The organism is Piscinibacter defluvii (assembly GCF_004011805.1).
GTDB classification, from domain to species: domain Bacteria; phylum Pseudomonadota; class Gammaproteobacteria; order Burkholderiales; family Burkholderiaceae_C; genus Piscinibacter; species Piscinibacter defluvii.
In genome coordinates this window covers 69,955-91,294 of sequence record NZ_ML137196.1, presented here as the reverse complement: position 1 = coordinate 91,294, position 21,340 = coordinate 69,955, and the positions used below count along the sequence as shown (strand labels likewise).

The window sequence follows — 21,340 nt, the reverse complement described above, 5'->3', positions numbered from 1 at the left end:
ACCTCGCCCGGCGCACGAAGGGCACCTCTTGCCCGGAGTACGAGCGCGGCGCGCAAAAGCGGACAATCCCGCCATGCCGCGCCCGGACCTCGAACTGCTGGCCCCCGCCCGCGATGCCGACATCGGCATCGAGGCGGTGAACCATGGCGCCGATGCCGTCTACATCGGCGGGCCGGCCTTCGGCGCGCGCGACAAGGCGGGCAACTCGCTGGCCGACCTCGAGCGCCTGGCCCAACATGCGCACCGCTTCGGCGCGCGCATCTTCCTGACGCTCAACACCATCCTGCGCGACGACGAGCTCGAGGCCGCGCGCACGCTCGCCTGGGACGCCTGGAACATCGGGCTCGACGCGCTGATCGTGCAGGACATGGGCCTGCTCGAGCTCGACCTGCCGCCGATCCAGCTGCACGCGAGCACGCAGACCGACATCCGCACGCCGGAGAAGGCGCGCTTCCTGCAGGACAGCGGTTTCTCGCAGATGGTGCTGGCGCGCGAGCTGACGCTGCCGCAGATCCGCGCCGTCGCGGCGCAGGTGACGGAGGCGACGCTCGAGTTCTTCATCCACGGCGCGCTGTGCGTGGCCTACAGCGGGCAATGTTTCATCAGCCATGCGCACACCGGGCGCAGCGCGAACCGCGGCAACTGCTCGCAGGAATGCCGGCTGCCCTACACGGTGACGGATGCGGCCGGGCGCATCGTGGCGCACGAGAAGCACGTGCTCTCGCTGAAGGACAACGACCAGAGCGCCAACCTCGCCGCGCTGGTGGAGGCCGGCGTGCGCAGCTTCAAGATCGAGGGCCGCTACAAGGACCTCGGCTACGTGAAGAACGTGACGGCGCACTACCGGCGGCTGCTCGACACGCTGCTGGAAGGCCGCAACGACCTGAAGCGCGCCTCCTCCGGCCGCTGCCGCTTCGATTTCGTGCCCGACCCGGCGCGCAACTTCAACCGCGGCGCGACCGACTACTTCGTCAACGGCCGGCTCGACGACATCGGCGCCTTCGACACCCCCAAGCACGCCGGGCTGCCGCTCGGCCACGTGACCAGGGTCGCGCGCGAACACTTCGAGCTGGAGACCGACAGCGCCGAGACGCTGCTGCACAACGGCGATGCGCTGACCTGGGTCGACCTGCACGGCGAGCTGCAGGGCGTGCCGGTGAACATCGCCACGCACCTGGGCGGCCGCCACTGGCGCATCCTGCCGAACGCCGAGATGGCCGCCCTGAAGCACCTGCGCCCGGGCACCACGCTCAGTCGCAACCGCGACATGGCCTGGGAGCGCCTGCTCGCGAAGAAGTCGGCCGAGCGCCGCATCGCGCTCGACCTGCACTGGCATGCCGACGGTGCGGGCTTCGTGCTCGTGGCGGTCGACGAGGACGGCCACCAGGCCTCGGTCCGCGCCGAGCACGCGCTCGAGCCGGCGCGCGACCCGGCGCGCTCACGCGACGCGCTGCGCGAATCACTCGGCAAGCTCGGCACCACGATCTTCGAGCCGCGCTCCATCACCATCGAGGGCGACGCCTTCGTGCCCGCGTCGCTCGCCAACGGCCTGCGGCGCGATGCGGTGGCGGCGCTCGAGGCGGCACGCGCCGCGGCGTTCGAGCGCCTGCCGCGCGCCGTGCCCGTGGAGCCGCCGGCGCCGTACCCGGAAGACACGCTGAGCTACCTCGCCAACGTCTACAACTCCAAGGCCGCGGCCTTCTACGCCCGGCACGGCGTCAAGGTCATCGCCGCCGCCTACGAGAGCCACGAGGAGCTGGGCGAGGTGCCGCTGATGATCACCAAGCACTGCGTGCGCTTCAGCCTCAGCCTGTGCCCCAAGCAGGCCAAGGGCGTGATCGGCGTGCAGGGCACGCTGCGCGCCGAGCCGCTGACGCTCGTCAGCGGCGGCGACACGCTGACGCTGCGCTTCGACTGCAAGCCCTGCGAGATGCACGTGGTGGGCCGGATGCGCAAGAGCGTGCTGCGCGATGCGGCGCGCGAGGCGGCCGCGGTGCCGATGCAGTTCTACCGCACGCGGCCGGCCAGGACGCCGGCCGCCTCCTGAAGCACGGCGATCGCATCTTCGGCCAGCAGCGGCCCGTCGACCTGCACCGCAGGCGACGCGCCGGCATAGACCGCGGCGCTGCGGATCGGCAGCGTGTCGCCGCCGAGCGCCGCGCCGATGTCGTCCTGCGAGGCGGCGAACACCACGCGCCGGATGCCGGCCCAGAACATGGCGCCGCTGCACATCGCGCAGGGCTCGCCGCTCGCGTACACCGTGCCGCCGTGCAGCGCCTCGGCGCCGAGCGCGCTGCGCGCCTCGCGCACCAGCACCAGCTCGGCATGGCCGGTGCAGTCGCCGCTGGTCACCTGGTTGTTCTGCGCGGTCCACAGCAGGCGGCCGTCGGGCGCGACCAGTGTCGCGCCGAAGGGCATGTTGCCGGCGGCGACGGCCTGGCGCGAGGCCTCGATCGCGCGGCGCATCGGTTCGTGGTCGGAGGGGGTCAAGGGCATGGGCTCTCCTTCAGATCTCGTCGATCGGCGTGCTGGCGCGGCTCTCGCGGTCCTGGCCGTCGATCGCGAAGCGGTCGCGGGTGGTGACGTAGAAGCTCGCGCCGAAACGGCCCACCGGGTGGTAATCCTGCAGGCGCACGCGCCAGTTGGAGGTGTCCACCAGGCCGTCGCGCGCATGCAGCCATTGCACGCGGCCGATGAAGACGTAGCGGCTCTCGGTCTCGAGCTTCTCGTGCAGCACGCACTCGAACGCCACCGGCGCTTCGGCGATGCGCGGCGGCCTGACCGTCTGCGACGGCAGCGCATGCAGGCCGAAGCGCTGCAGCTCGCTCACGTCGGGCGGCAGCGACTCGCCGCAGGCGTGCATCTGCGCGGCCATCGCCTCGTCGCTGATGTGCACGACGAATTCGCCGCTGGCCAGGATGTTGGCCGCGGTGTCCTTGAGCCGCCCGTCCTTCAGGCGGTTGATCGAGAGCATCACGATCGGCGGGTCCTCGCCGAGCATGTTGAACATCGAGAACGGCGCGGCGTTGGCCACGCCGCCGGCCGAGAGCGTGGTGACGAGCGCAATCGGCCTCGGCACGATCAGGCTGGCCATCAGCTTGTAGCGCTGGTAGGCCGAGAGTTGCGCGAAGTCGATCTCCATGGGCCCGCTCTCAGGGTTGCTTGCCGAGCACGCCTTCGGCGTACCACTTCATCTTCCAGAGCTCGTCCTCCGGCAGCACCTGGCCCGCCGCGACCCTCGTCGCACCGGTCGTGTCCTTGATCGGACCGGTGAAGGGATGGAACTTGCCCGCCAGGATCTCGGCCTTCTTCTGCTCGAACAGGGTCACCACGTCCTTGGGCACTTCGGCATTGGGCGGCACCACCTGCACGATGCCCTCCTTCATGCCCCACTTGGTGTCCTCGCTCTTCCACTTGCCTTCGAGCACCTGCCGCACCTTGTGCACGTAGTAGACGCCCCAGTTCAAGGTGTTGCCCGACAGATGGGCCTTCGGCCCGAAGCGAGTCATGTCGGAGTCCTGCCCGAAGGCGTACAGGCCCTTGCTCTGCGCCAGCTGCACCACGGCCGGCGAGTCGGTGTTCTGGTAGAGCACGTCGGCGCCCTGGTCGATCAGCGCCTGCGCGGCCTCGCGCTCGCGGCCCGGGTCGTACCAGGAGTTGATCCACACCACCTTGACGCCGACCTTCGGGTTGACGGCGCGCGCCCCCAGCGTCCAGGCCGACAGGTTGCGGATGACCTCCGGGATCGGGAACGGCGCCACGTAGCCGAAGGTGTTGCTCTTCGTCATGCGCCCGCCGAGCAGGCCGATCAGGTAGGCGCCCTCGTAGAAGCGGGTCTGGTAGATGCCGACGTTCTTCGCGCTCTTGTAGCCCGAGCAATGTTCGAACACCACGTCCGGGTGGTCCGCGGCGACGCGGATGGTCGGGTCCATGAAGCCGAACGAGGTGGTGAAGATCATGCGGCAGCCGTCGGCGATCAGCTGGCGGATCACGCGGTCGGCTTCGGCCGACTCGGGCACCTTCTCGACGTAGACCGTCTCGACCCGCTGGCCGAACTCCTTCTCGACCATCTTGCGCCCGAGGTCGTGCTGGTAGGTCCAGCCGATGTCGGCGATCGGGCCGGGATAGATGAAGCCGATCTTCAGCGGCGCGGCAGCGCGTGCCGGCGTGGCGACCAGGGGAGCGAGGGCGGAGGCGAGCAGGAGCTGGCGGCGATGCATGGCGGGCTCTCGGAAAAGGGCGCCGGGGATTCGGCAGATTGTATACATGCACACAACATGCCATCGTGTCATGGCAATCAAGTCATTGAAAATCAATGACTTGCAGTTAGTTGCGCAATGTATACAATCGCCGCAATCTGGTGCCGGCGCACCGCGGTGGGGCTCAGGCCGGCAGGGCCAGGCGCGCTTCGAGGGCGCTCAGGTGCTGGTCCATCAGGGCTGCGGCGGCATCGGCCTCGCGCAGCGCGAGCAGGTCGACCAGGCGCTGGTGCTCGTCGTGTTCGCAGGCCGCCTCGCCCGGGGCCTCGTAGAGGGCGACGATCAGCGAGCACCGGGTCATCAGCTCGGTGAGCATGCGCTGCAGCACCCGGTTGCCCGCCAGCTGCGCCAGCGCGAGGTGGAAGCCCCCGGCCAGCAGCACCCAGCGCGCGTGGTCGCCCTCGTGCAGCGCGGCATGTTCGGCCGCGAGCCGCTCGTGCAGGCGCTGCACCTCGGCATGCGTGATGCGCGCGGCGACCAGGCGCACGATGGCCGCCTCGATGGCGCGGCGCGCCACGAACACCTCGCGTGTCTCCTGCGGCGTGGGCGCCGCGACGGTGGCGCCCTTGTTCGGCACGATCTCCACCACCTGCGCCTCGGCCAGCCGGCGCAGCGCCTGGCGCACCACGGTGCGGCTGACGCCGAACTGTGCACACAGCGCCTCTTCGCCGAGCCGCTCGCCGGGCCGCAGGCGGCCCTGCATCACGGCGTCGAAGAGCGTGTCGTAGACGGTCTGGTCGAGTGTGCCGGTGACCGGCTTGGACGCTGCGCGGCGCTTCGTGGTCGGCGGGCGGCGGCGCGAGGTGGGCATCGGGCCGGCAGTGTAGCCAGCGCGCCGCGGGCGCGGCGCGCAGCCTCAGCGGCGGAACTTGCCGTCCGGGCCGATGATGGAGAGGTCGACGAAGTCCAGCCCGGTGTGGTCGGTCGGGCTGTAGTTGACCTCGAGGCCGCCGATGTCGAGCTTCTGCAGGCTCTCGAGCGACTGCTGCAGCTTCACGCGCGTCGGGCTCGGGCCGGCCTTCCTCAGCGCCGCGACCAGCACCTTGGCCGCCGCGAAACCCTCCAGCATCGCCGGCGTCACGCCCTCCAGGCCCTTGGCGACCGCGAGGTCGTGCGCTTCCTTGACGATCGGCGCGGCCAGCGAGCGCTCGTAGGGAAAGACCTGCGCGACGATGGTCCCGCGCGCGTTCTCCTTGAGCGACTTGACGAAGCCGCCGGACGCGTTGTTCGAGAAGGTGACGACCTGCGCGCGCGAGCCCGACTTGCGGATCGCGTCCACGCCGTCGGCCGCGGCGTTGCCCGAGCCGATCAGCAGCACCGCCTGCACACCCGACTCGGACACCTTGGGGGCGATCTTGGAGAAGTCCCAGTTCTCGCGGGAGAACTTCTCCACGAACACCGGGTTCTTCGCGACGGCTGCGAAGCCGCGCTGCGCGCCCTCGAGCAGGTCGGCCCCGAAGCTGTCGTCGACATGGATCACGCCGATCCGGTCCATCCCGATCAGGCTGAGGTGCTGCACCGCGCGCTCGGCCTCGCGCTGGTAGGTGGCGCGCACGTTGAACACCCACGGATTGACCGGCTTGTGCAGCACCATCGCGCCGGTGGACGGTCCCACCAGCGGCACCTTGTGCTCCGCCAGGAGCGGCATGATGGCCTGGGTGTGCGGCGTGCCGCGGTTCAGGAACAGCGCGACCACGTTCTTCTCGGTGATCAGCACCTTGGCGTTGGCCGCCGCGAGCTTGGGGTCGAACTTGTCGTCGAGCGACACCAGCTCGATGGACTGCCCGTTCACCCCGCCCTTGGCGTTGACCGAGTCGAGGTACAGCTTCGCCCCGTCGGTGGTCTCCTTGACGCCGGCGGCCACCGCGCCGCTGAAGCCGGCCGTCTGCCCGATCACGATCTGCGCCTGCGCGGACAGGCAAGCCAAGGCGCTGGCCAGCGCGGCCAGCATTCCAACGACCTTCTTCATCTGCATCTCCATCGCCCTGCGCCCCGTGTGGCGCCACCGCGCAGTGTCGCCGCTGCGGCGCGTCCGTGGACGCCGCAGGCGCAGGCGGCGTGACACCCTGCACGGGCGCCGCGCCGATGGAGTGCATCAGTTCGTGTACAGGCTGGCCGCCGGGATGGCCACGTAACCGGTCGTGCCCGGCACCTGCCAGCGCAGCCGCATCACCGCGCTGCCGGTGTTCTCGTAGTACTCCACCCGCACCGTGTAGCGCTGCCCGGCCGTCAGCGTCACCGTGCCGCTGGTGTTGGTGGTCGACGAGTGGTTGGTCCAGTTGTTGATGACCTGGGTGCCGTTGATCCACACCCTCACGCCGTCGTCCGAGACGGTCTGGAAGCGGTAGCTGCCGCTGCTCGGCGCGAGCACGGTGCCGGTCCAGCGCGCCGAGAAGCCGTTGTTCGGCACCCCGGTGCCGGGCGAGCCGCCGCCCCAGCTGAAGTCGATCGCCTCGGTGCGCGTGAGCACCGCCGTGCCGGACAACGAGGTGTTGGCGAAGTAGCTGCCGGCCAGGCCGCTGCCCACCGCAGGACGCGCCAGGCGCGCGGCCGGAATGGCCACGAAGCCCGCCTCGCCCGGCGGCTGCCAGCGCAGCCGCATCGCCGCGCCGCCGCCGCGTTCGTAGTACTCGGCGACGATGTCCACCTGCGTACCGGCCGCGAGGTTGATCACGCCGCTGGTGTCCACCGTCGGGGCGTGGTCGGTCCAGTTGTTGATCAGCTGCACGCCGTTGACCCACAGCCGCACGCCGTCGTCCGATTCGGTCTGGAAGCGGTAGCTGCCGCTGGCCGGCACGATCAGCCTGCCGCTCCAGCGCGCCGAGAAGTTGTCGGCGTTCACGCCGGTGCCCGGCGAGCCGGTGCCCCAGTCGAAGTCGACCGCTTCGGTGCGCGCTAGCACGGCGGTGCCGCCGGGCGTGACGCTGTTGTAGTAGCTCGCGGCCAGGCCCGTGCCGCTGCCGGCGGCCTGCGGCGCAGCCGTTTCGTCGCTGCCGATCTCGCGCAGGTAGGCCACCAGGTTGGCGAGGTTGGCGTCGCTGATCGTCACGCCGCCGTGCGATCGCACCGCGGCCTCGAGCGTCGCCGCCGAGCCGTCGTGCAGGTAGGGCGCGGTGGCCCAGACGTCGCGCAGGGTCGGCGGGTCGATTCCGGTCAGCGCGCCGCCCAGCCGCTGGCCGCTGGTGGCCTTGAGCGTGCCGACGTTGGCCGGCGTGTTGACGCCGCTGGCACTGAACGCGGTGCCGGCATGGCAGGACGCGCAGTCCATCGAACTGAACAAGGTGCGGCCGGCACTGGCCGCGCTGGACAGCGCGGCGGCCGAGGGCCGGTGCGGGCTCGGCTCGAAGGCGTTCAGCGAGGCCAGGTAGGCGGCGAGTGCGTCCAGATCGCTCGACAGGCCGGTCTTCGCATCGCCGAGCGGCTGGCTGCGCGTGCCGGCCGCGAAGTCGGTGTCGGCCATCAGGCCGGTGCCGCCGGCGAGGTTGCGGATCTGGCCTTCGAAATCCTGCACCTCGTCGAAGTTGTTGCTCCAGTGCAGCCAGCCCTGGCCCATGCCGGCGCGGCCGCGCAGGCTGATGGTGTTGCGCAGGCCTTCGCCGAAGTTGGACAGGTCCCAGGTGCGGCCGTCGTGCCCGCCGTCGTTGTGGCAGCTCGCGCAGCTCATGTAGCGGTCGCGCGCCAGGCGCGGGTCGGCCGCGTCGTAGAACAGCTGCTTGCCGCGCAGCACGGTCGGCGCGAGTTTCTCGCTGGTGATGGTGGTCAGCGTGGCCTGCAGCGGCGCGGCGAGCTGGCCGGCCGCGAGCGGCCGCAGGTCGTGCACGTTCACCGTGCGGTCCATGAAGTTCTGGACGTACAGGGTCTGCCCGTCGGCCGAGACGGCGAGGCCCTGTGGCGCGAGCCCGCTGCCGAAGCGGAACAGCTCGCGCTTGCCATGTGCGTCGACCACCGCCACCTCGCGGCTGGTCTCGAGTGCGACGAACAGGTACAGGCCCTTCGGGTCGAACGCCGCGGCGCTCGCCAGGCTGGCGTTGTCGTGGTCGATGCGGCCGGCCAGGTCTTCGCTGCCGCCGGCCAGCACGATGCGAGAGCTGATCGCGCGCACGGTGTTCTGGAAGTTCAGCGGCAGGCCGTCGCGCGCGCCGCCGCGCTGGATGTTGTCCTGCTTGGAGGGCACCCAGGCGGCGCTGCCGTCGGGCGAGATCGCCGCCGCGCCGAGGTAGTTCGGCAGGCCGCGGCCCTGGTTCTCGAAGTCCGGCTTGCTGCTGGTGGCCAGCGTGATGGTGCGGGTCAGGGCCAGGCTGGCGGTGTTCAGCACCAGCAGCTCGCCGTTGCCGTTGCCCGGCGTGGCGGTCGACTCGCCCGGCGCGGGCGGCGTGATGAAGCGGCTCACATAGGCGGTCGCGCCATCGGCGGACAGCGCGACGTGGCGCGGGTTCGCGCCGAGCGCGAGGCTGCCGGTCTGCGCGAAGCTCGTGGTGTCGAACTTCAGCACGGTGCCGCTGCCCTCGAGCACGACCAGCGCGACGCCGTTCGCCGAGGCCGCCACGCCGTACGGCGCCGAGCCGCGCGGCAGTGCGATGGTGCGCACCACGGCCAGCGTGGCCGGGTCGATCACGCTCAGTGTCGCGGCGCGCTTGTTCGCCACCCAGACCAGGCCGTTGGCCGCCACCGCCAGCGTGCGCGGCGCGGCGCCGACCGGGATCTCGGCCAGGCGCGCGCGCGTGCCGGTGTCGAACACGGCGACGCTGTCGTTGTCCGGATTGACCACCCAGAGCCGGCCACCGGCCAGCGCGAGCGGACCGGAGGCCACCGGCGTGCCGGCCGTCGGCGCGAGGTAGATCGCCTGCAGCACCGAGGCGCGCTGCTCGACGCCGGCGTCGTCGATCGCCGTCACGGTCACCGTGTAGAGGCCCGGCTGCGCATAGGCGTGGCTGGCGCCGGGCGAGCTGCTCCAGTCGGTGCCGCTGCCGTCGCCGAAGTCCCAGCGGTAGCGCACGTTGCTGCCGGTGGCGCTGGCGCTGAAGCTGGCGCTGCTGCCGGCCAGCGTGGCCGACGGGGCGAGCGGGATCGAGACCACCAGGCCGCCGCCGTTGCCGGCCACCGTCCAGGTGAAGCCGACGCTCGCGTTGTTGACGCCGTCGCTCACCGCCGCGACCACGTTGTAGGTGCCCGCGGTCGTCGGCGTGCCGGAGATCAGGCCGCTGGCGGCGTCGATCGACAGGCCGGGCGGCAGGCCGGTGGCGCTGTAGCGCAGCGTGTCGCCGTTCGGGTCGCTGCCGGTGAGCTGCACGCTGGCGGGGCTGCCGACGGTGGCGTTGCGGTCGCCCGGCGACGCGAGCGTCGGCACGGTGGCCGGGTTGGGCGTGGCGGCGACGTTGACGCGCACGATCTTCGCTTCCGAGGGCACGCCGTTGGCATCGAGCACGAACAGCATGTAGAAGCCCGGCGGCGCGTCGGCGGCGCGGGTGGGCGCCTGCACCGCGAGCCGGTTGCCATCGGCGGCGAAGGTCAGCTCGACGAAACGCTGCTCCATGTTCCAGCTGTGCGTCACCGAGCCGGTCTTGATCATCACCACGCGTGCCGCCGGGCCGGCGCCCGAGGTGTCCAGCGTGTAGGTGCGGCCGATGTCCATCACCGTCGGCGCGGCGTCGATCACCGGGCGCGGCGCGAGCTGGCCGCCGGCGGTGAACAGGTAGGGCGGGAAGTAGAGCTCGAAGTTGGTGTTGTTCTGCGGCCCCGGCGCTCCGCCGCCGCCGACCATCACCGAGCCGTCGGGCAGCAGCAGCGAGATCGAGTGGTACAGCCGCGCCTGCACGCCCGAGGCGCCCACCGTCCAGGCGCCGGTGTCCGGGTTCCAGATCTCGGCGCTGTTGTTCACCTGGTCGAGCGCGTTCCAGGTGCGGCTGCCGCCGGTGGCGAGCACCTTGCCGTCGGGCAGGACGGTGCTGTTGACGAGCCGGCGCTGGGTGGACATCGAGCCGGTGGGCGTGACCACCGGCGCGCCGTTGCGGATGTCGATCACGATCGCGCCGTTGCTGTTGCCGCCCAGCTGCAGGATGCGTCCGGGCCGGAACATCGCCGCGCTCGCATCGCTGCCGGTGTAGCTGCCGGCGAACTGGCCCACCGAGGTCAGGCTGCCGGTGCCGCTCGGGTCGACGTAGTACATGCGGCCGGCGCTGTCGTAGCCGAACACGCGGCCGTCCGGCGCGACGAAGTTGCGCGGGTACATGAAGTCCAGGCTGCTGGTGTTCGCGCCGGAGAGCAGGCGGAACACGCCGTCGGCCTGGCGCACCTCGGGCCGGTCGGTGCCGCTGCTGCCGCCCTGGATGTAGGTGTCGCCGTTGAGCAGCGTGGTCGAGGTCGAGTACCAGCGCGCCCGGTTCATGTTGGACTGCCGGGTCAGCGTGTTGTCCGAGAGCCGGAACAGGTTCGAGTTGTTGTTGCCGGTATTGGTGGTGGCGCTGCCGGTCCAGTTGTCGCCGCCGGCGATGAACACCGCGTCGCCCGAGGGCAGCAGCAGCTGCGAGCTGCAGAAGATGTCGGTGCCGGTCTGGTTGTCCAGCGTGCTGTGGCCGCCGGCCAGGCCGCCGGCCGGATCCCACACGTCGTAGATGAAGTAGGCGGTCTGCGTGCCGTCGGCCTTGGTGCCGTAGCTCATCACGCGCCCGTCGGGCAGCAGCACGGCGTGCAGCGGGATCAGCGGCCAGGGCGTGACCGGCGACCACATGCCGCGCTGGTGCGCATCGGCCGGGATCGCGCCGCTCGGCACGAAGGCGGCACGTTTCGGGGCGCCGCTGCGCTCGGCCTCGTCGGCCGGGTCGGGATCGCCCCCGCCGCAGGAGGCCAGCAACGCGGCTGCGACGAGCAGCGGGAGCGTGACTGCATGCGGACGCCGTGCCTTGGTGTTCTTCATGGCGCTTGGCACGGCCACCCCTCCAGGGCCCGCGCGGTTGGTATTTGTTACGAAAGTTTCGATTCGCAGCCGGCTGCCCTACAACCCCCGATGTCCGGGGCAGGGTTGGGCCCGATCCGTAGAATCTCCCGCCTCCCACCGGGCACCCCATGGACAGACGCCGCCAACCCGACACGGGCCTGATCCGCATCCGCGGCGCACGCCAGCACAACCTGAAGAACCTCGACCTCGACATCCGCACCGGCGAGATGACGGTGGTCACCGGGCCGAGCGGTTCGGGCAAGTCCAGCCTGGTGTTCGACACGCTGTACGCCGAGGGCCAGCGGCGCTACGTCGAGACCTTCAGCGCCTACGCGCGCCAGTTCCTCGACCGCATGGACCGCCCGGCGGTGGACCGGGTCGACGGCGTTCCGCCGGCGATCGCGATCGACCAGACCAACCCGGTGCGCTCGAGCCGCAGCACGGTCGGCACGATGACCGAGCTGAACGACCACCTGAAGCTGCTGTTCGCACGCGCCGCCGAACTGTTCGACCGGCAGACCGCGCAGCGCGTTCGGCACGACTCGCCGGAGACGATCTACGCCGAGTTGATGGCGCGCACCAGGGACGGCGACCACCGCCTCGTGGTCACCTTCCCGGTCGAGCTGCCGGCCAACACCAGCGAGCAGGACATCGAGCAGTGGCTCGCTGCGAGCGGCTTCACGCGTGTGCAGGCGCAGCGCGAGGTGGCCTCGCCGACCGGGCCGCGCAAGATGCTGGATGTCGTCGCGGACCGCTTCCGCATCCAGGGCACCGAGAAGATCCGCGCCATCGAGGCGATCGAGACCGCGCTCAAGCGCGGCGCCGGCCGGGTCAACGTCTATGCGCTGAAGGAAGAAGGCGAGCCGGACCTGTGGCGTTTCTCCACCGGCCTGCACTGCCCCGACAGCGACATCCGCTACGCCGATCCGCAGCCGGCCCTGTTCAGCTTCAACTCGGCCTACGGCGCCTGCGACACCTGCCGCGGCTTCGGCCGCGTGATCGGCGTCGACTACGGGCTGGTGATCCCGGACCACCGCAAGACGCTGCGCTCGGGCGCGATCAAGCCGATGCAGACGCCGGCCTGGAAGGAATGCCAGGACGACCTGCTGAAGTACGGCGGCGAGGCCGGCATCCCGCGCGACACGCCCTGGTCGCAGCTCACCCCGGCGCAGCGCGACTGGGTGATCAACGGCTCGCCGCACTGGAACGGCAACTGGAACAAGCAGTGGTACGGCGTGAGGCGCTTCTTCGAGTACCTCGAGTCCAAGGCCTACAAGATGCACATCCGCGTGCTCTTGTCCAAGTACCGCAGCTACACCCCCTGCACCGCCTGCGGTGGCGCGCGCCTGAAGACCGAGGCACTGCTGTGGCGCCTGGGCTCCAGGGACGACGCCGACGCGGCGCTCGCGCCGCAGAAACGCTTCCTGCCGCGCGGCGTGCAGTGGTCGCGCGAGCAGCTCGAGGCGCTGCCCGGGCTGACGGTGCACGACCTGATGCTGATCCCGATCGAGCGGCTGCGGCGCTTCTTCGAGCGGCTCAGCCTGCCGAGCTCGATGCTCGACGAGGCGCTCAAGCTGCTACTCGACGAGATCCGCACCCGGCTGAAGTACCTGTGCGACGTCGGCATCGGCTACCTGACGCTGGACCGCCAGAGCCGCACGCTCAGCGGCGGCGAGGTGCAGCGCATCAACCTGACCACCGCGCTCGGCACCTCGCTGGTCAACACGATGTTCGTGCTCGACGAGCCGAGCATCGGCCTGCACCCGCGCGACATGAACCGCATCGTGCAGGCCATGCAGCGCCTGCGCGACGCCGGCAACACGCTGGTGGTCGTCGAGCACGACCCGGCCGTGATGCTGGCCGCCGACCGGCTGATCGACATGGGCCCGGGCCCGGGCGAACGCGGCGGCACCATCGTGTTCGACGGCACGCCCGAGGCGATCCGCAGCGCCGACACGCTGACCGGCGCCTACCTCGGCGGGCGCAAGCACGTGAGCATGGGCATCAAGCGGCTGGTGGGGCCGGCGACGCCCAAGCTCATCGTCGAGGGCGCGCGCGAGCACAACCTGAAGGACCTGACGGTCGAGTTCCCGCTCCAGCACCTGGTGTGCGTGACCGGCGTCTCCGGCTCGGGCAAGAGCACGCTGATGCAGGACGTGCTGCACCCGGCGCTGCAGCGCCACTTCGGCAAGGCGACCGAATCACCCGGCGAGCACGACCGACTGCTCGGCGCCGACTGGCTGGCCGACGCGGTGTTCGTCGACCAGTCGCCGATCGGCAAGACGGCGCGTTCGAATCCCGCCAGCTACGTCGGCGCGTTCGACGAGATCCGCAAGCTGTTCGCGCAGGCGCCGCTGGCGCTGCAGCGCGGCTACGGCGCGGGCATGTTCAGCTTCAACGCCGGCGACGGGCGCTGCCCGACCTGCGGCGGCTCCGGCTTCGAGCATGTCGAGATGCAGTTCCTCAGCGACGTCTACCTGCGCTGCCCGGACTGCGACGGACGCCGCTACCGCGCCGAGATCCTCGACATCAGGATCGACCGCCGGGCACCGGGCGAGGTGCTGCGCGAGCTGAGCGTGGCCGACGTGCTGGAGCTCACCGTCAGCGAGGCGGTGCAGCTGTTCCGCGACGACCGCGAGGTGCTGCGCGTGCTGCAGCCGATCGTCGACGTCGGCCTCGAGTACGTGAAGCTCGGCCAGCCGGTGCCCACGCTTTCCGGCGGCGAGGCGCAGCGCCTGAAGCTGGCCGGCTTCCTGGCCGAGGCCGCGGGCGGTCCGAGCCAGCCGGCGGCGAGGAAGGGCACGCTGTACCTGTTCGACGAGCCGACCACCGGGCTGCACTTCGACGACATCGCCAAGCTGATGCGGGCCTTCCGCAAGCTGCTCGACGCCGGCCACTCGATCATCGTGATCGAGCACAACCTGGACGTGATCCGCGCCAGCGACTGGCTGATCGAACTCGGCCCCGAGGGCGGCGAGGCCGGCGGCGAGCTGGTCTGCGCCGGGCCGCCGGAGGAGGTGAAGCGACATCCCACGTCGCACACCGGCCGCGCGCTGGCCGAATACGACCAGGCGCTCGGCGTGGAGGAGTCGCGCCCGCTGCAGAGTGTCTTGCTGGAAAGGCGCGATCAGCGCCGCGCGGCGGAGGAGGTGATCCGCATCGTCAACGCGCGCGAGCACAACCTGAAGTCGCTCGACGTCGACATCCCGCGCGGGCAGTTCAGCGTCATCACCGGCGTGTCGGGCTCGGGCAAGAGCACGCTGGCCTTCGATATCCTGTTCAACGAGGGCCAGCGGCGCTACCTGGAGTCGCTCAACGCCTACGCGCGCAGCATCGTGCAGCCGGCCGGGCGGCCCGAGGTGGACGCGGTGTACGGCATCCCGCCGACCGTGGCGATCGAGCAGCGCCTCTCGCGCGGCGGGCGCAAGAGCACGGTGGCCACCACCACCGAGGTGTGGCACTTCCTGCGCCTGCTGTACGTGAAGCTCGGCCTGCAGCACTGCACGAAGGACGGTGCGCCGGTGCGCCCGCAGAGCGCCGAGAGCATCGCCGCCCAGCTGCTGCGCGACCACAAGGGAGTGCACGTCGGCCTGCTCGCGCCGCTGGTCGTCAACCGCAAGGGCGTCTACACCGATCTCGCCAAATGGGCCAAGGCGCGCGGCCACACCCATCTGCGCGTGGACGGCGAGTTCCTGAAGGTCGACCCCTGGCCGCGGCTGGACCGCTTCAAGGAGCACACGCTCGAGCTGCCGGTGGGTGACCTGGTGATCGACCCGGCCCACGAGGCCGAGCTGCGCGCGCTGCTCGCGAAGACCCTCGAGCTCGGCAAGGGCGTGATGCACCTGCTGGCGCCGCTGGACGGCCTGAAGGGCGCGATGGCCACGGGCGCGCCGACCGGCCGCATCGGCACGGTGAAGGTGTTCTCGACCAAGCGCGCCTGCCCGGTGTGCGGCACCAGCTACCCCGAGCTGGACCCGCGCATGTTCAGCTACAACAGCAAACACGGCTGGTGCACCAGCTGCGTCGGCACCGGCCTCGCGCTGACGCGCGAGCAGCGCAAGGCCTACGACGACTCGCGCCGCGACGACGACGACAAGGGCCGCGAGCAGAGCTTCCCCTCCGAGGAGCCCGAGGTCGAGGGCGTGGTCGACGCACCCTGCCCGGACTGCGGCGGCACGCGCCTGAACGCCGCTTCGCGCGGCGTGAGCTTTGACGACAAGTCGATCGCCACGATCGCGCAATGGAGCGTGAGCGACTGCCGCGTCTGGATTGAATCGCTGCGGCTGGCCGGTCGTGACGCCGACATCGCGCGCGACGTCATCAGCGAGATCCGCAGCCGGCTCGAGTTCCTCGAGGAGGTGGGCCTGGGCTACCTGACGCTGGACCGCGCGGCGCCCACGCTCTCGGGCGGCGAGGCGCAGCGCATCCGGCTCGCGGCGCAGCTGGGCAGCAACCTGCAGGGCGTGTGCTACGTGCTCGACGAGCCGACCATCGGGCTGCACCCGCGCGACAACCAGATCCTGCTCGACGCGCTGCACAAGCTGGGCGACAAGGGCAACACGCTGGTCGTGGTCGAGCACGACGAGGACACCATCCGCCGCGCCGACCACATCATCGACATCGGCCCGGGCGCCGGCAAGCGCGGCGGCCGGCTGGTGGCGCAGGGCGACCTGCACGAACTGGCGGCACATGCGGATTCGGTGACCGGCCGCTTCCTCGCCGCGCCGATGCGCCACCCGCTGCAGCCGCGCCGCCCGGTCGACGCCGCGACGCCTCAGCTGGTGGTGCGCGGCGCGGCGCTGCACAACCTGCAGCAGCTGGACGTGGCGGTTCCGCTCGGCCGGCTGGTGGCGGTGACCGGGGTCAGCGGCTCGGGCAAGTCCACCCTGGCGCGCGACGTGCTGCTGGCCAACCTGCAGTTCATCAACACCCGTGGCGCGAAGCCGGCCTGGGCCGGCTGCACGGCGATCGACGGCTACTCGCGCGTCGACCGCGTGCTCGAGGTCGACCAGACGCCGATCGGCAAGACGCCGCGCTCCTGCCCGGCCACCTACATCGGCTTCTGGGACACCATCCGCCGCCTGTTCGCCGACACGCTGGAGGCCAAGGCGCGCGGCTACGGGCCGGCGCGCTTCTCGTTCAACACCGGCGAGGGGCGCTGCCCGGCCTGCGAAGGGCAGGGCCTGCGCACCATCGAGATGAGCTTCCTGCCCGACGTGAAGGTGCCCTGCGACGTCTGCCACGGCCAGCGCTTCAACCCGGAGACGCTGGCGGTGAGCTGGCGCGGCAAGCACGTCGGCGAGGTGCTGACGATGGAGGTGGACGAGGCGGTCGAGTTCTTCGCCTCGATGCCGGCGATCTCGTACCCGCTGTCGCTGCTGCGCGACGTGGGCCTGGGCTACCTGACGCTCGGCCAGCCGAGCCCCACGCTCTCCGGCGGCGAGGCGCAGCGCATCAAGCTCGTGACCGAGCTGACCAAGGTGCGCGACGACGTCACGCGGCGCGGCAACAAGGCGCCGCACACGCTCTACGTGCTCGACGAACCGACCGTCGGCCTGCACATGGCCGACGTGGAGAAGCTGATCCGCGTGCTGCACCGGCTGGTGGACGGCGGTCACAGCGTGGTGGTGATCGAACACGACCTGGACGTGATCGCGGAGGCCGACTGGATCGTCGACCTCGGGCCCGAGGGCGGTGCGCGCGGCGGGCGCGTCGTGGCGGAGACGACCCCCGAGGCGCTGGCGGCGAACCCGGCGAGCCACACGGGAGCGGCGCTTGCGCCGGTGCTGTCGCGTCATGGGCCGAGCGGGTCCCGCGCCTGATCAACGCACGACGGCAGGGCTTGCCGCCCGAGGGCCGGCGCTGCTAGCCTGACCGCAGGGCGTGGCTGGAGCGGGGAGGGCGCATGTCTCCATCGGGCTGTTCACTGGACGCGCGACATGGTCGACCAGAATTCCTTCACCGCGTGGGAGGCCGACCGCTTCCCTTTCCCCAAGCCCTTCGATCCGCTGTCCCTCATGGCCTGCTGGTTCCCGCCCGAGTACTCCGATGGCCCGCTGTTCGGGCGCAACCTGGCGCTGTCGGCCGGCGACAAGGAGTTCGTCAGCCGGCTCTACCCGCATAGGACGGCAGCATGAGCCACGATACCCGCGCTCCAGGCCCGGCGTGGCCGCGCAGCGTCTGGGTCGGCATGGCGGCCGCCGGGCTGGCCCTGGCCGGGGGTTGCGCTGCCCCAGGCGCGTCGCCGGACGCGCTGCGCGCACAGGTCGAGGCCACCGAACGCGCCTTCGCGCAGACGATGGCCAGCCGCGACGCGGCCGGCTTCGAGCGCTTCCTGTCCGAGCAGGCGGTGTTCTACGGCAGCCAGCGCGTGCACCACGGCAAGGCCGCGGTGATGGCGGCCTGGAAACCGTTCTTCGACGGCCCGGTCGCGCCGTTCTCGTGGGAACCCGACCGCGTCGACGTGCTCGCCGACGGCACGCTCGCGCACTCCAGCGGCCCGGTGCACGACCCGCAGGGCAAGCGGATCGCGCGCTTCAACTCGGTGTGGCGCCAGGAGGCGCCGGGAGTCTGGCGCATCGTGTTCGACAAGGGCGAAGCGCCGTGACGACGCTCTGCCGGCTCGTGGCCTGGGGCCTGGCCCTGTTGCTCGCGGCCTGCGGCGACCGCGCGGCCGCGCCCCCGGCGCCGGCGGCCCCGGCCGCATCGGCACAGGCGCGGGCGCAGGCCGACGCGCTGGTGGCCTTGCTGCGCGGCGCCGAGATCCAGGCCGAGACGGATGCCCAGCGCGCCGAACTGCGCCGCGCGCTGCAGGACCTGCGCGATCGCCCGCTTGCCGAACTGCAGGGGGCGCGTTATGCCGGGCCCGACGGCACGCCGGGCCAGCGCGGCCTCGCCGAGCTGCTGCGCGCGCACCTGGTGCCGGCCCAGCCGGCCGCGATCGAACTCGAGGCGCTCGTCGCGGCGCGTGCCGTGCCCGAGGCCCGCGCGCTGCTCGACGAGACGATCGCGCGCATCGGCGCAGCGGCGAAGTAGGCGCAGGCACGATGGCCAAGTGCAGCATCCATCCTGGCAGCACTGCGGTCGGCAAGGTCAACGGCGTCGACGTCTGCGCACCGTGCAAGGCCGAACTGGCCGCCGCGGTGACGCAGGTCGACAAGCATGTCGACCCGAAGGACTGCTTCGTCTGGTACGAGGGTGGCAAGTCCGGCTGGCAGCCCATCCCCGGCACCGGCTGCGCGCACTGGGTGTCGCACCAGCGGGGCTACAAGCGCGGCGGCAAGGGCGAGCAGTGCATGCTCGGCTACACCTTCCGCGTGAAGACGATGCTCGGCGGCCTGTCGGAGGTGAAGAAGCTCGCCGACGTCAAGGTCAACGACGTCTACGCCACGCCCTCGAAGGACCACACCGGGCTGGTGATCAAGGTCGTGGCCGACAAGGCCAAGCCGGACGAGCCGAAGATCACCATTCGCCACGACTCCAGCGCCCAGGGCAAGGTGGCCGACAACGAGTTCGCCACCTACTTCAAGGGCAAGGGCAGCTTCTGGCGCTGACCGGCCCGCGCGCGGCTCACTCCGGCTGCGCGTAGCGCTTGGCGCGCAGGTTCTTCTTGATCTCCTGCAGCATCGGCCGCAGCTCGCCGGGCAGGCGCAGCGCGACGGCGGTGGTCAGGATGTCGATCACCGTCAGGTGCAGCAGGCGCGACACCATCGGGCTGTAGCGGTCGTAGTCCTCGGGGTGGTCCACCGCCAGCAGCACTTGGTTGGCGCCGCCCTGGCCCATCAGCGCCAGCGGCGAGCCGCTGCAGGTGATGACGATGGTCGTCGCGCCGCGCCGGCGCGCCACCTCGGCCGCATCGAGCAGGTCGCGCGTGCGGCCGGAGTTGCTGATCAGGACGGCGCAGTCGCCCGGCCCGAGCATGGTGGCGGCCATCAGCTGCACGTGGCCGTCGCTCACCGCGGCCGAGCGCACGCCGAGGCGGAAGAACTTGTGCTGCGCATCCTGCGCCACGATGCCGGAGTTGCCGACGCCGTAGAACTCGATGCGCCGGCCCGCGCGCCCGGCCTCGGCCAGCGCCTCGATGGCGCGCTCGAAGGCATGGCTGGTGGCGTCGTTGCGGTACTTCAGCAGCGCGCTGACCGCGTTGTCGATCACCTTGACCACGATGTCGCCGACCTTGTCGTCCTCGTCCACCGCGCGGTGCACGAAGGGCACGCCCTCGTTCACCGTGCCGGCCAGCTTGCGCTTGAAGTCCGCCAGCCCGTCGTAGCCCACGCTGCGGCAGAAGCGCACCACGGTCGGCTTGCTCACATGCGAGCGGTCCGCGAGCTCGGCCACCGGCAGCGTCGCGAAGCTGCGCGGGTCGAGCAGCAGCAGCTTGGCCACGCGCTGCTCGGCCGGCGGCAGCGCCGGGATCGAGGCGCGGATGCGGTCGAGCATGGACGTTTCCATGGCGGCTACTGTTCCTCGGCCCAGGCGAAACCGTCGCGCGCGACGAGCGCGCTCGCCGCCGCCGGCCCCCAGGTGCCGGCCGCGTACGGGCGCGGGCCGGTGGTGTCGTTCTTCCAGGCGTTGAGGATCGGCTCGACCCAGCGCCAGGCCTGCTCCTGCTCGTCGCTGCGCACGAACAGGTTCAGCTTGCCGGCGATGGCGTCCAGCAGCAGGCGCTCGTAGCCGCCGACGCGGTTCTCGGCGAAGGCCTTGTCGAAGTCGAGGTCGAGGAACACCGGCGCCAGCGAGTCGCTCGAGCCCGAGCCCTTGGCCGCCAGCAGGTGCAGCTCGAGGCCGTCCTCGGGCTGCAGCTTGATGACCAGCTTGTTGGGCTGGTTCAGGCCCGGGAAGATGCTGTGCGGCGTGGGCCGGAAGTTGACGACGATCTGCGCGTCGCGCGCCGCCAGGCGCTTGCCGGTGCGCAGGTAGAAGGGCACGCCGGCCCAGCGCCAGTTCTGCACCTCGGTGCGCAGCGCGACGAAGGTCTCGGTCTGGCTGCCCGCCGGGACCTTGACCTCCTCGAGGTAGCCGACCGCCGGGTTGCCGGCGCAGTTGCCGCCTCGGTACTGGCCGCGCACCACGTCGCGCGCGACGCTCTCCTCGGTGAAGGGCCTGAGCGAGCGCAGCACCTTGAGCTTCTCGTCGCGGATCGCGTCTGCGTCGTTGCGGCTCGGCGGCTCCATCGCGATCATCGTCAGCAGCTGCAGCGCGTGGTTCTGCACCATGTCGCGCAGGGCGCCGGTGCGGTCGTAGAAGTCACCGCGCGTGCCCACGCCGATGCTCTCGGCGATCGTGATCTGGATGTTGGCGATGCTCTCGCGCCGCCACAGCGGCTCGAACAGCGCGTTGCCGAAGCGCAGCGCCATCAGGTTCTGCACCGCGGCCTTGCCGAGGTAGTGGTCGATGCGCAGCGCCTGGTCCTCGCGGAACGAGGCGCGCACCACGCGGTTGATCTCCTGCGCGCTGGCCAGGTCGTGGCCGAGCGGCTTCTCGAGCACCACGCGCACGTTCGGGCCGTTCAGCCCGACGGTGCCGAGCTGCTCGACGATCTGCGGGAACAGGTGCGGGCTGGTGGCCAGGAACAGCACCACCGTGTCGGCGCCGCGCGTCTCGATCCAGTCCTTCAGCCCGGCGTAGTGCTCGGGCAGGGAGAGGTCCATGCGGCGGTAGTGCAGCAGCTGTGCGAAGCGCCCGAACTCCTCGTCGCTCGGGCGCTTGGCGCTCTCGACCTCGACGAAGCGGTCCTTGATGAAGTCGCGGTACTCGGCGTCGCTGCGCTCGTCGCGCGCGACAGCCAGGATGCGGCCGCCCGCGGGCAGCTTGCCGTGGCGCCAGGCCTGGAACAGGGCCGGCATCAGCTTGCGCCAGGTGAGGTCGCCGGTGCCGCCGAAGAAGACGAGGTCGAAGCTCATGGGGTGAAACCGGGGTGGTCCGGAAGCTGTAACTAAGTTTCATGCGGATCATGCACGAGTTCCGGACGGGGGTCAACGCATCACCTACGGGCCAACTTCTCTTGCAGCGGTTGCGGGAAAACACTAGAGCTCGGTGCAAAGAAGTACAGAGGCTTGTGGGGAAAGTATCAAGCGGGTCAAGGGCCGGAACCTACATTGCCTGCACCGACGCGGCCGGTCCGCGCGGATCGAACCCACCCAAGGAG

At 71.0% G+C, this 21,340-nt stretch carries 14 protein-coding genes; 6 read left to right on the top strand and 8 right to left on the bottom strand.

All coding sequences use genetic code 11. The features are described 5' to 3' along the window. The first annotated feature begins 73 nt into the window (after positions 1–73). The gene (locus D9C15_RS00410; RefSeq protein ID WP_127995453.1) at positions 74–2,047 is read left to right on the top strand and encodes a peptidase U32 family protein; all 1,974 of its coding nucleotides are present in this window, start codon (positions 74–76) and stop codon (positions 2,045–2,047) included. Here D9C15_RS00410 and D9C15_RS00405 read toward each other — a convergent pair. The 6 genes from D9C15_RS00405 to D9C15_RS00380 form a co-directional block, all read right to left on the bottom strand. Beyond that, a complete protein-coding gene (locus D9C15_RS00405; RefSeq protein ID WP_127995452.1) occupies positions 2,008–2,496 on the bottom strand; it encodes a nucleoside deaminase in 489 nt (162 codons plus the stop codon). The two genes, D9C15_RS00410 and D9C15_RS00405, sit on opposite strands and share 40 nt — an antisense overlap. 10 nt (positions 2,497–2,506) lie before the next feature. Continuing rightward, positions 2,507–3,142, bottom strand: a complete 636-nt coding sequence (locus D9C15_RS00400; RefSeq protein ID WP_127995451.1) for a flavin reductase family protein — start codon at positions 3,140–3,142, stop codon at positions 2,507–2,509. Between the two features lie 10 nt (positions 3,143–3,152). Further along, positions 3,153–4,220, bottom strand: coding sequence for a BMP family ABC transporter substrate-binding protein (locus tag D9C15_RS00395; RefSeq protein WP_127995450.1), 1,068 nt, complete (start codon positions 4,218–4,220; stop codon positions 3,153–3,155). 163 nt (positions 4,221–4,383) lie between these two features. Next, positions 4,384–5,070 carry a GntR family transcriptional regulator gene (locus D9C15_RS00390; RefSeq protein ID WP_127995449.1) on the bottom strand — a complete coding sequence of 229 codons (687 nt, stop codon included), beginning with the start codon at positions 5,068–5,070 and terminating at the stop codon, positions 4,384–4,386. A 45-nt stretch (positions 5,071–5,115) separates the two neighbouring features. After that, entirely contained in the window at positions 5,116–6,228 is a 1,113-nt protein-coding gene (locus D9C15_RS00385; protein ID WP_127995448.1) for an ABC transporter substrate-binding protein, read from the bottom strand. 126 nt (positions 6,229–6,354) lie between these two features. After that, positions 6,355–11,172, bottom strand: a complete 4,818-nt coding sequence (locus D9C15_RS00380) for a PA14 domain-containing protein (RefSeq protein ID WP_127995447.1) — start codon at positions 11,170–11,172, stop codon at positions 6,355–6,357. A gap of 149 nt (positions 11,173–11,321) precedes the next feature. Between D9C15_RS00380 and uvrA the strand changes: the two genes are divergently transcribed. The 5 genes from uvrA (at position 11,322) to D9C15_RS00355 (ending at position 18,746) form a co-directional block, all read left to right on the top strand. Beyond that, positions 11,322–17,015 carry an excinuclease ABC subunit UvrA gene (gene uvrA / locus D9C15_RS00375; protein WP_127995446.1) on the top strand — a complete coding sequence of 1,898 codons (5,694 nt, stop codon included), beginning with the start codon at positions 11,322–11,324 and terminating at the stop codon, positions 17,013–17,015. A gap of 117 nt (positions 17,016–17,132) precedes the next feature. Then, positions 17,133–17,330 (top strand): zinc metalloprotease, encoded by a 198-nt coding sequence (locus D9C15_RS00370; protein ID WP_127995445.1) that lies wholly within the window; start codon positions 17,133–17,135, stop codon positions 17,328–17,330. Continuing rightward, the gene (locus D9C15_RS00365; protein WP_240668238.1) at positions 17,327–17,800 is read left to right on the top strand and encodes a YybH family protein; all 474 of its coding nucleotides are present in this window, start codon (positions 17,327–17,329) and stop codon (positions 17,798–17,800) included. The genes D9C15_RS00370 and D9C15_RS00365 overlap by 4 nt, the downstream gene beginning before the upstream one ends. Continuing rightward, on the top strand, positions 17,797–18,228 hold the full coding sequence (locus D9C15_RS00360; RefSeq protein ID WP_127995444.1) for a hypothetical protein: 432 nt from the start codon (positions 17,797–17,799) through the stop codon (positions 18,226–18,228). The genes D9C15_RS00365 and D9C15_RS00360 overlap by 4 nt, the downstream gene beginning before the upstream one ends. Positions 18,229–18,239: 11 nt before the next feature. Beyond that, positions 18,240–18,746 (top strand): hypothetical protein, encoded by a 507-nt coding sequence (locus D9C15_RS00355; protein ID WP_127995443.1) that lies wholly within the window; start codon positions 18,240–18,242, stop codon positions 18,744–18,746. A 16-nt stretch (positions 18,747–18,762) separates the two neighbouring features. On the opposite strand, the gene D9C15_RS00350 is transcribed toward D9C15_RS00355, so the two are convergent. Then, entirely contained in the window at positions 18,763–19,632 is an 870-nt protein-coding gene (locus tag D9C15_RS00350) for a MurR/RpiR family transcriptional regulator (RefSeq protein WP_127996088.1), read from the bottom strand. 17 nt (positions 19,633–19,649) lie between these two features. Then, on the bottom strand, positions 19,650–21,095 hold the full coding sequence (gene zwf / locus D9C15_RS00345) for a glucose-6-phosphate dehydrogenase (protein ID WP_127995442.1): 1,446 nt from the start codon (positions 21,093–21,095) through the stop codon (positions 19,650–19,652). Positions 21,096–21,340: the final 245 nt, after the last annotated feature.

Excerpts from the sequence above, each read along its gene's own strand:
- D9C15_RS00355 (WP_127995443.1), top strand. The coding sequence starts at position 18,240 with ATGGCCAAGTGCAGCATCCATCCTGGCAGCACTGCGGTCGGCAAGGTC.
- D9C15_RS00400 (WP_127995451.1), bottom strand. The coding sequence starts at position 3,142 with ATGGAGATCGACTTCGCGCAACTCTCGGCCTACCAGCGCTACAAGCTG.
- D9C15_RS00370 (WP_127995445.1), top strand. The coding sequence starts at position 17,133 with ATGGTCGACCAGAATTCCTTCACCGCGTGGGAGGCCGACCGCTTCCCT.
- uvrA (WP_127995446.1), top strand. The coding sequence starts at position 11,322 with ATGGACAGACGCCGCCAACCCGACACGGGCCTGATCCGCATCCGCGGC.
- D9C15_RS00410 (WP_127995453.1), top strand. The coding sequence starts at position 74 with ATGCCGCGCCCGGACCTCGAACTGCTGGCCCCCGCCCGCGATGCCGAC.
- D9C15_RS00405 (WP_127995452.1), bottom strand. The coding sequence starts at position 2,496 with ATGCCCTTGACCCCCTCCGACCACGAACCGATGCGCCGCGCGATCGAG.
- D9C15_RS00350 (WP_127996088.1), bottom strand. The coding sequence starts at position 19,632 with ATGCTCGACCGCATCCGCGCCTCGATCCCGGCGCTGCCGCCGGCCGAG.
- zwf (WP_127995442.1), bottom strand. The coding sequence starts at position 21,095 with ATGAGCTTCGACCTCGTCTTCTTCGGCGGCACCGGCGACCTCACCTGG.
- D9C15_RS00380 (WP_127995447.1), bottom strand. The coding sequence starts at position 11,172 with ATGAAGAACACCAAGGCACGGCGTCCGCATGCAGTCACGCTCCCGCTG.
- D9C15_RS00385 (WP_127995448.1), bottom strand. The coding sequence starts at position 6,228 with ATGAAGAAGGTCGTTGGAATGCTGGCCGCGCTGGCCAGCGCCTTGGCT.
- D9C15_RS00390 (WP_127995449.1), bottom strand. The coding sequence starts at position 5,070 with ATGCCCACCTCGCGCCGCCGCCCGCCGACCACGAAGCGCCGCGCAGCG.
- D9C15_RS00365 (WP_240668238.1), top strand. The coding sequence starts at position 17,327 with ATGAGCCACGATACCCGCGCTCCAGGCCCGGCGTGGCCGCGCAGCGTC.
- D9C15_RS00395 (WP_127995450.1), bottom strand. The coding sequence starts at position 4,220 with ATGCATCGCCGCCAGCTCCTGCTCGCCTCCGCCCTCGCTCCCCTGGTC.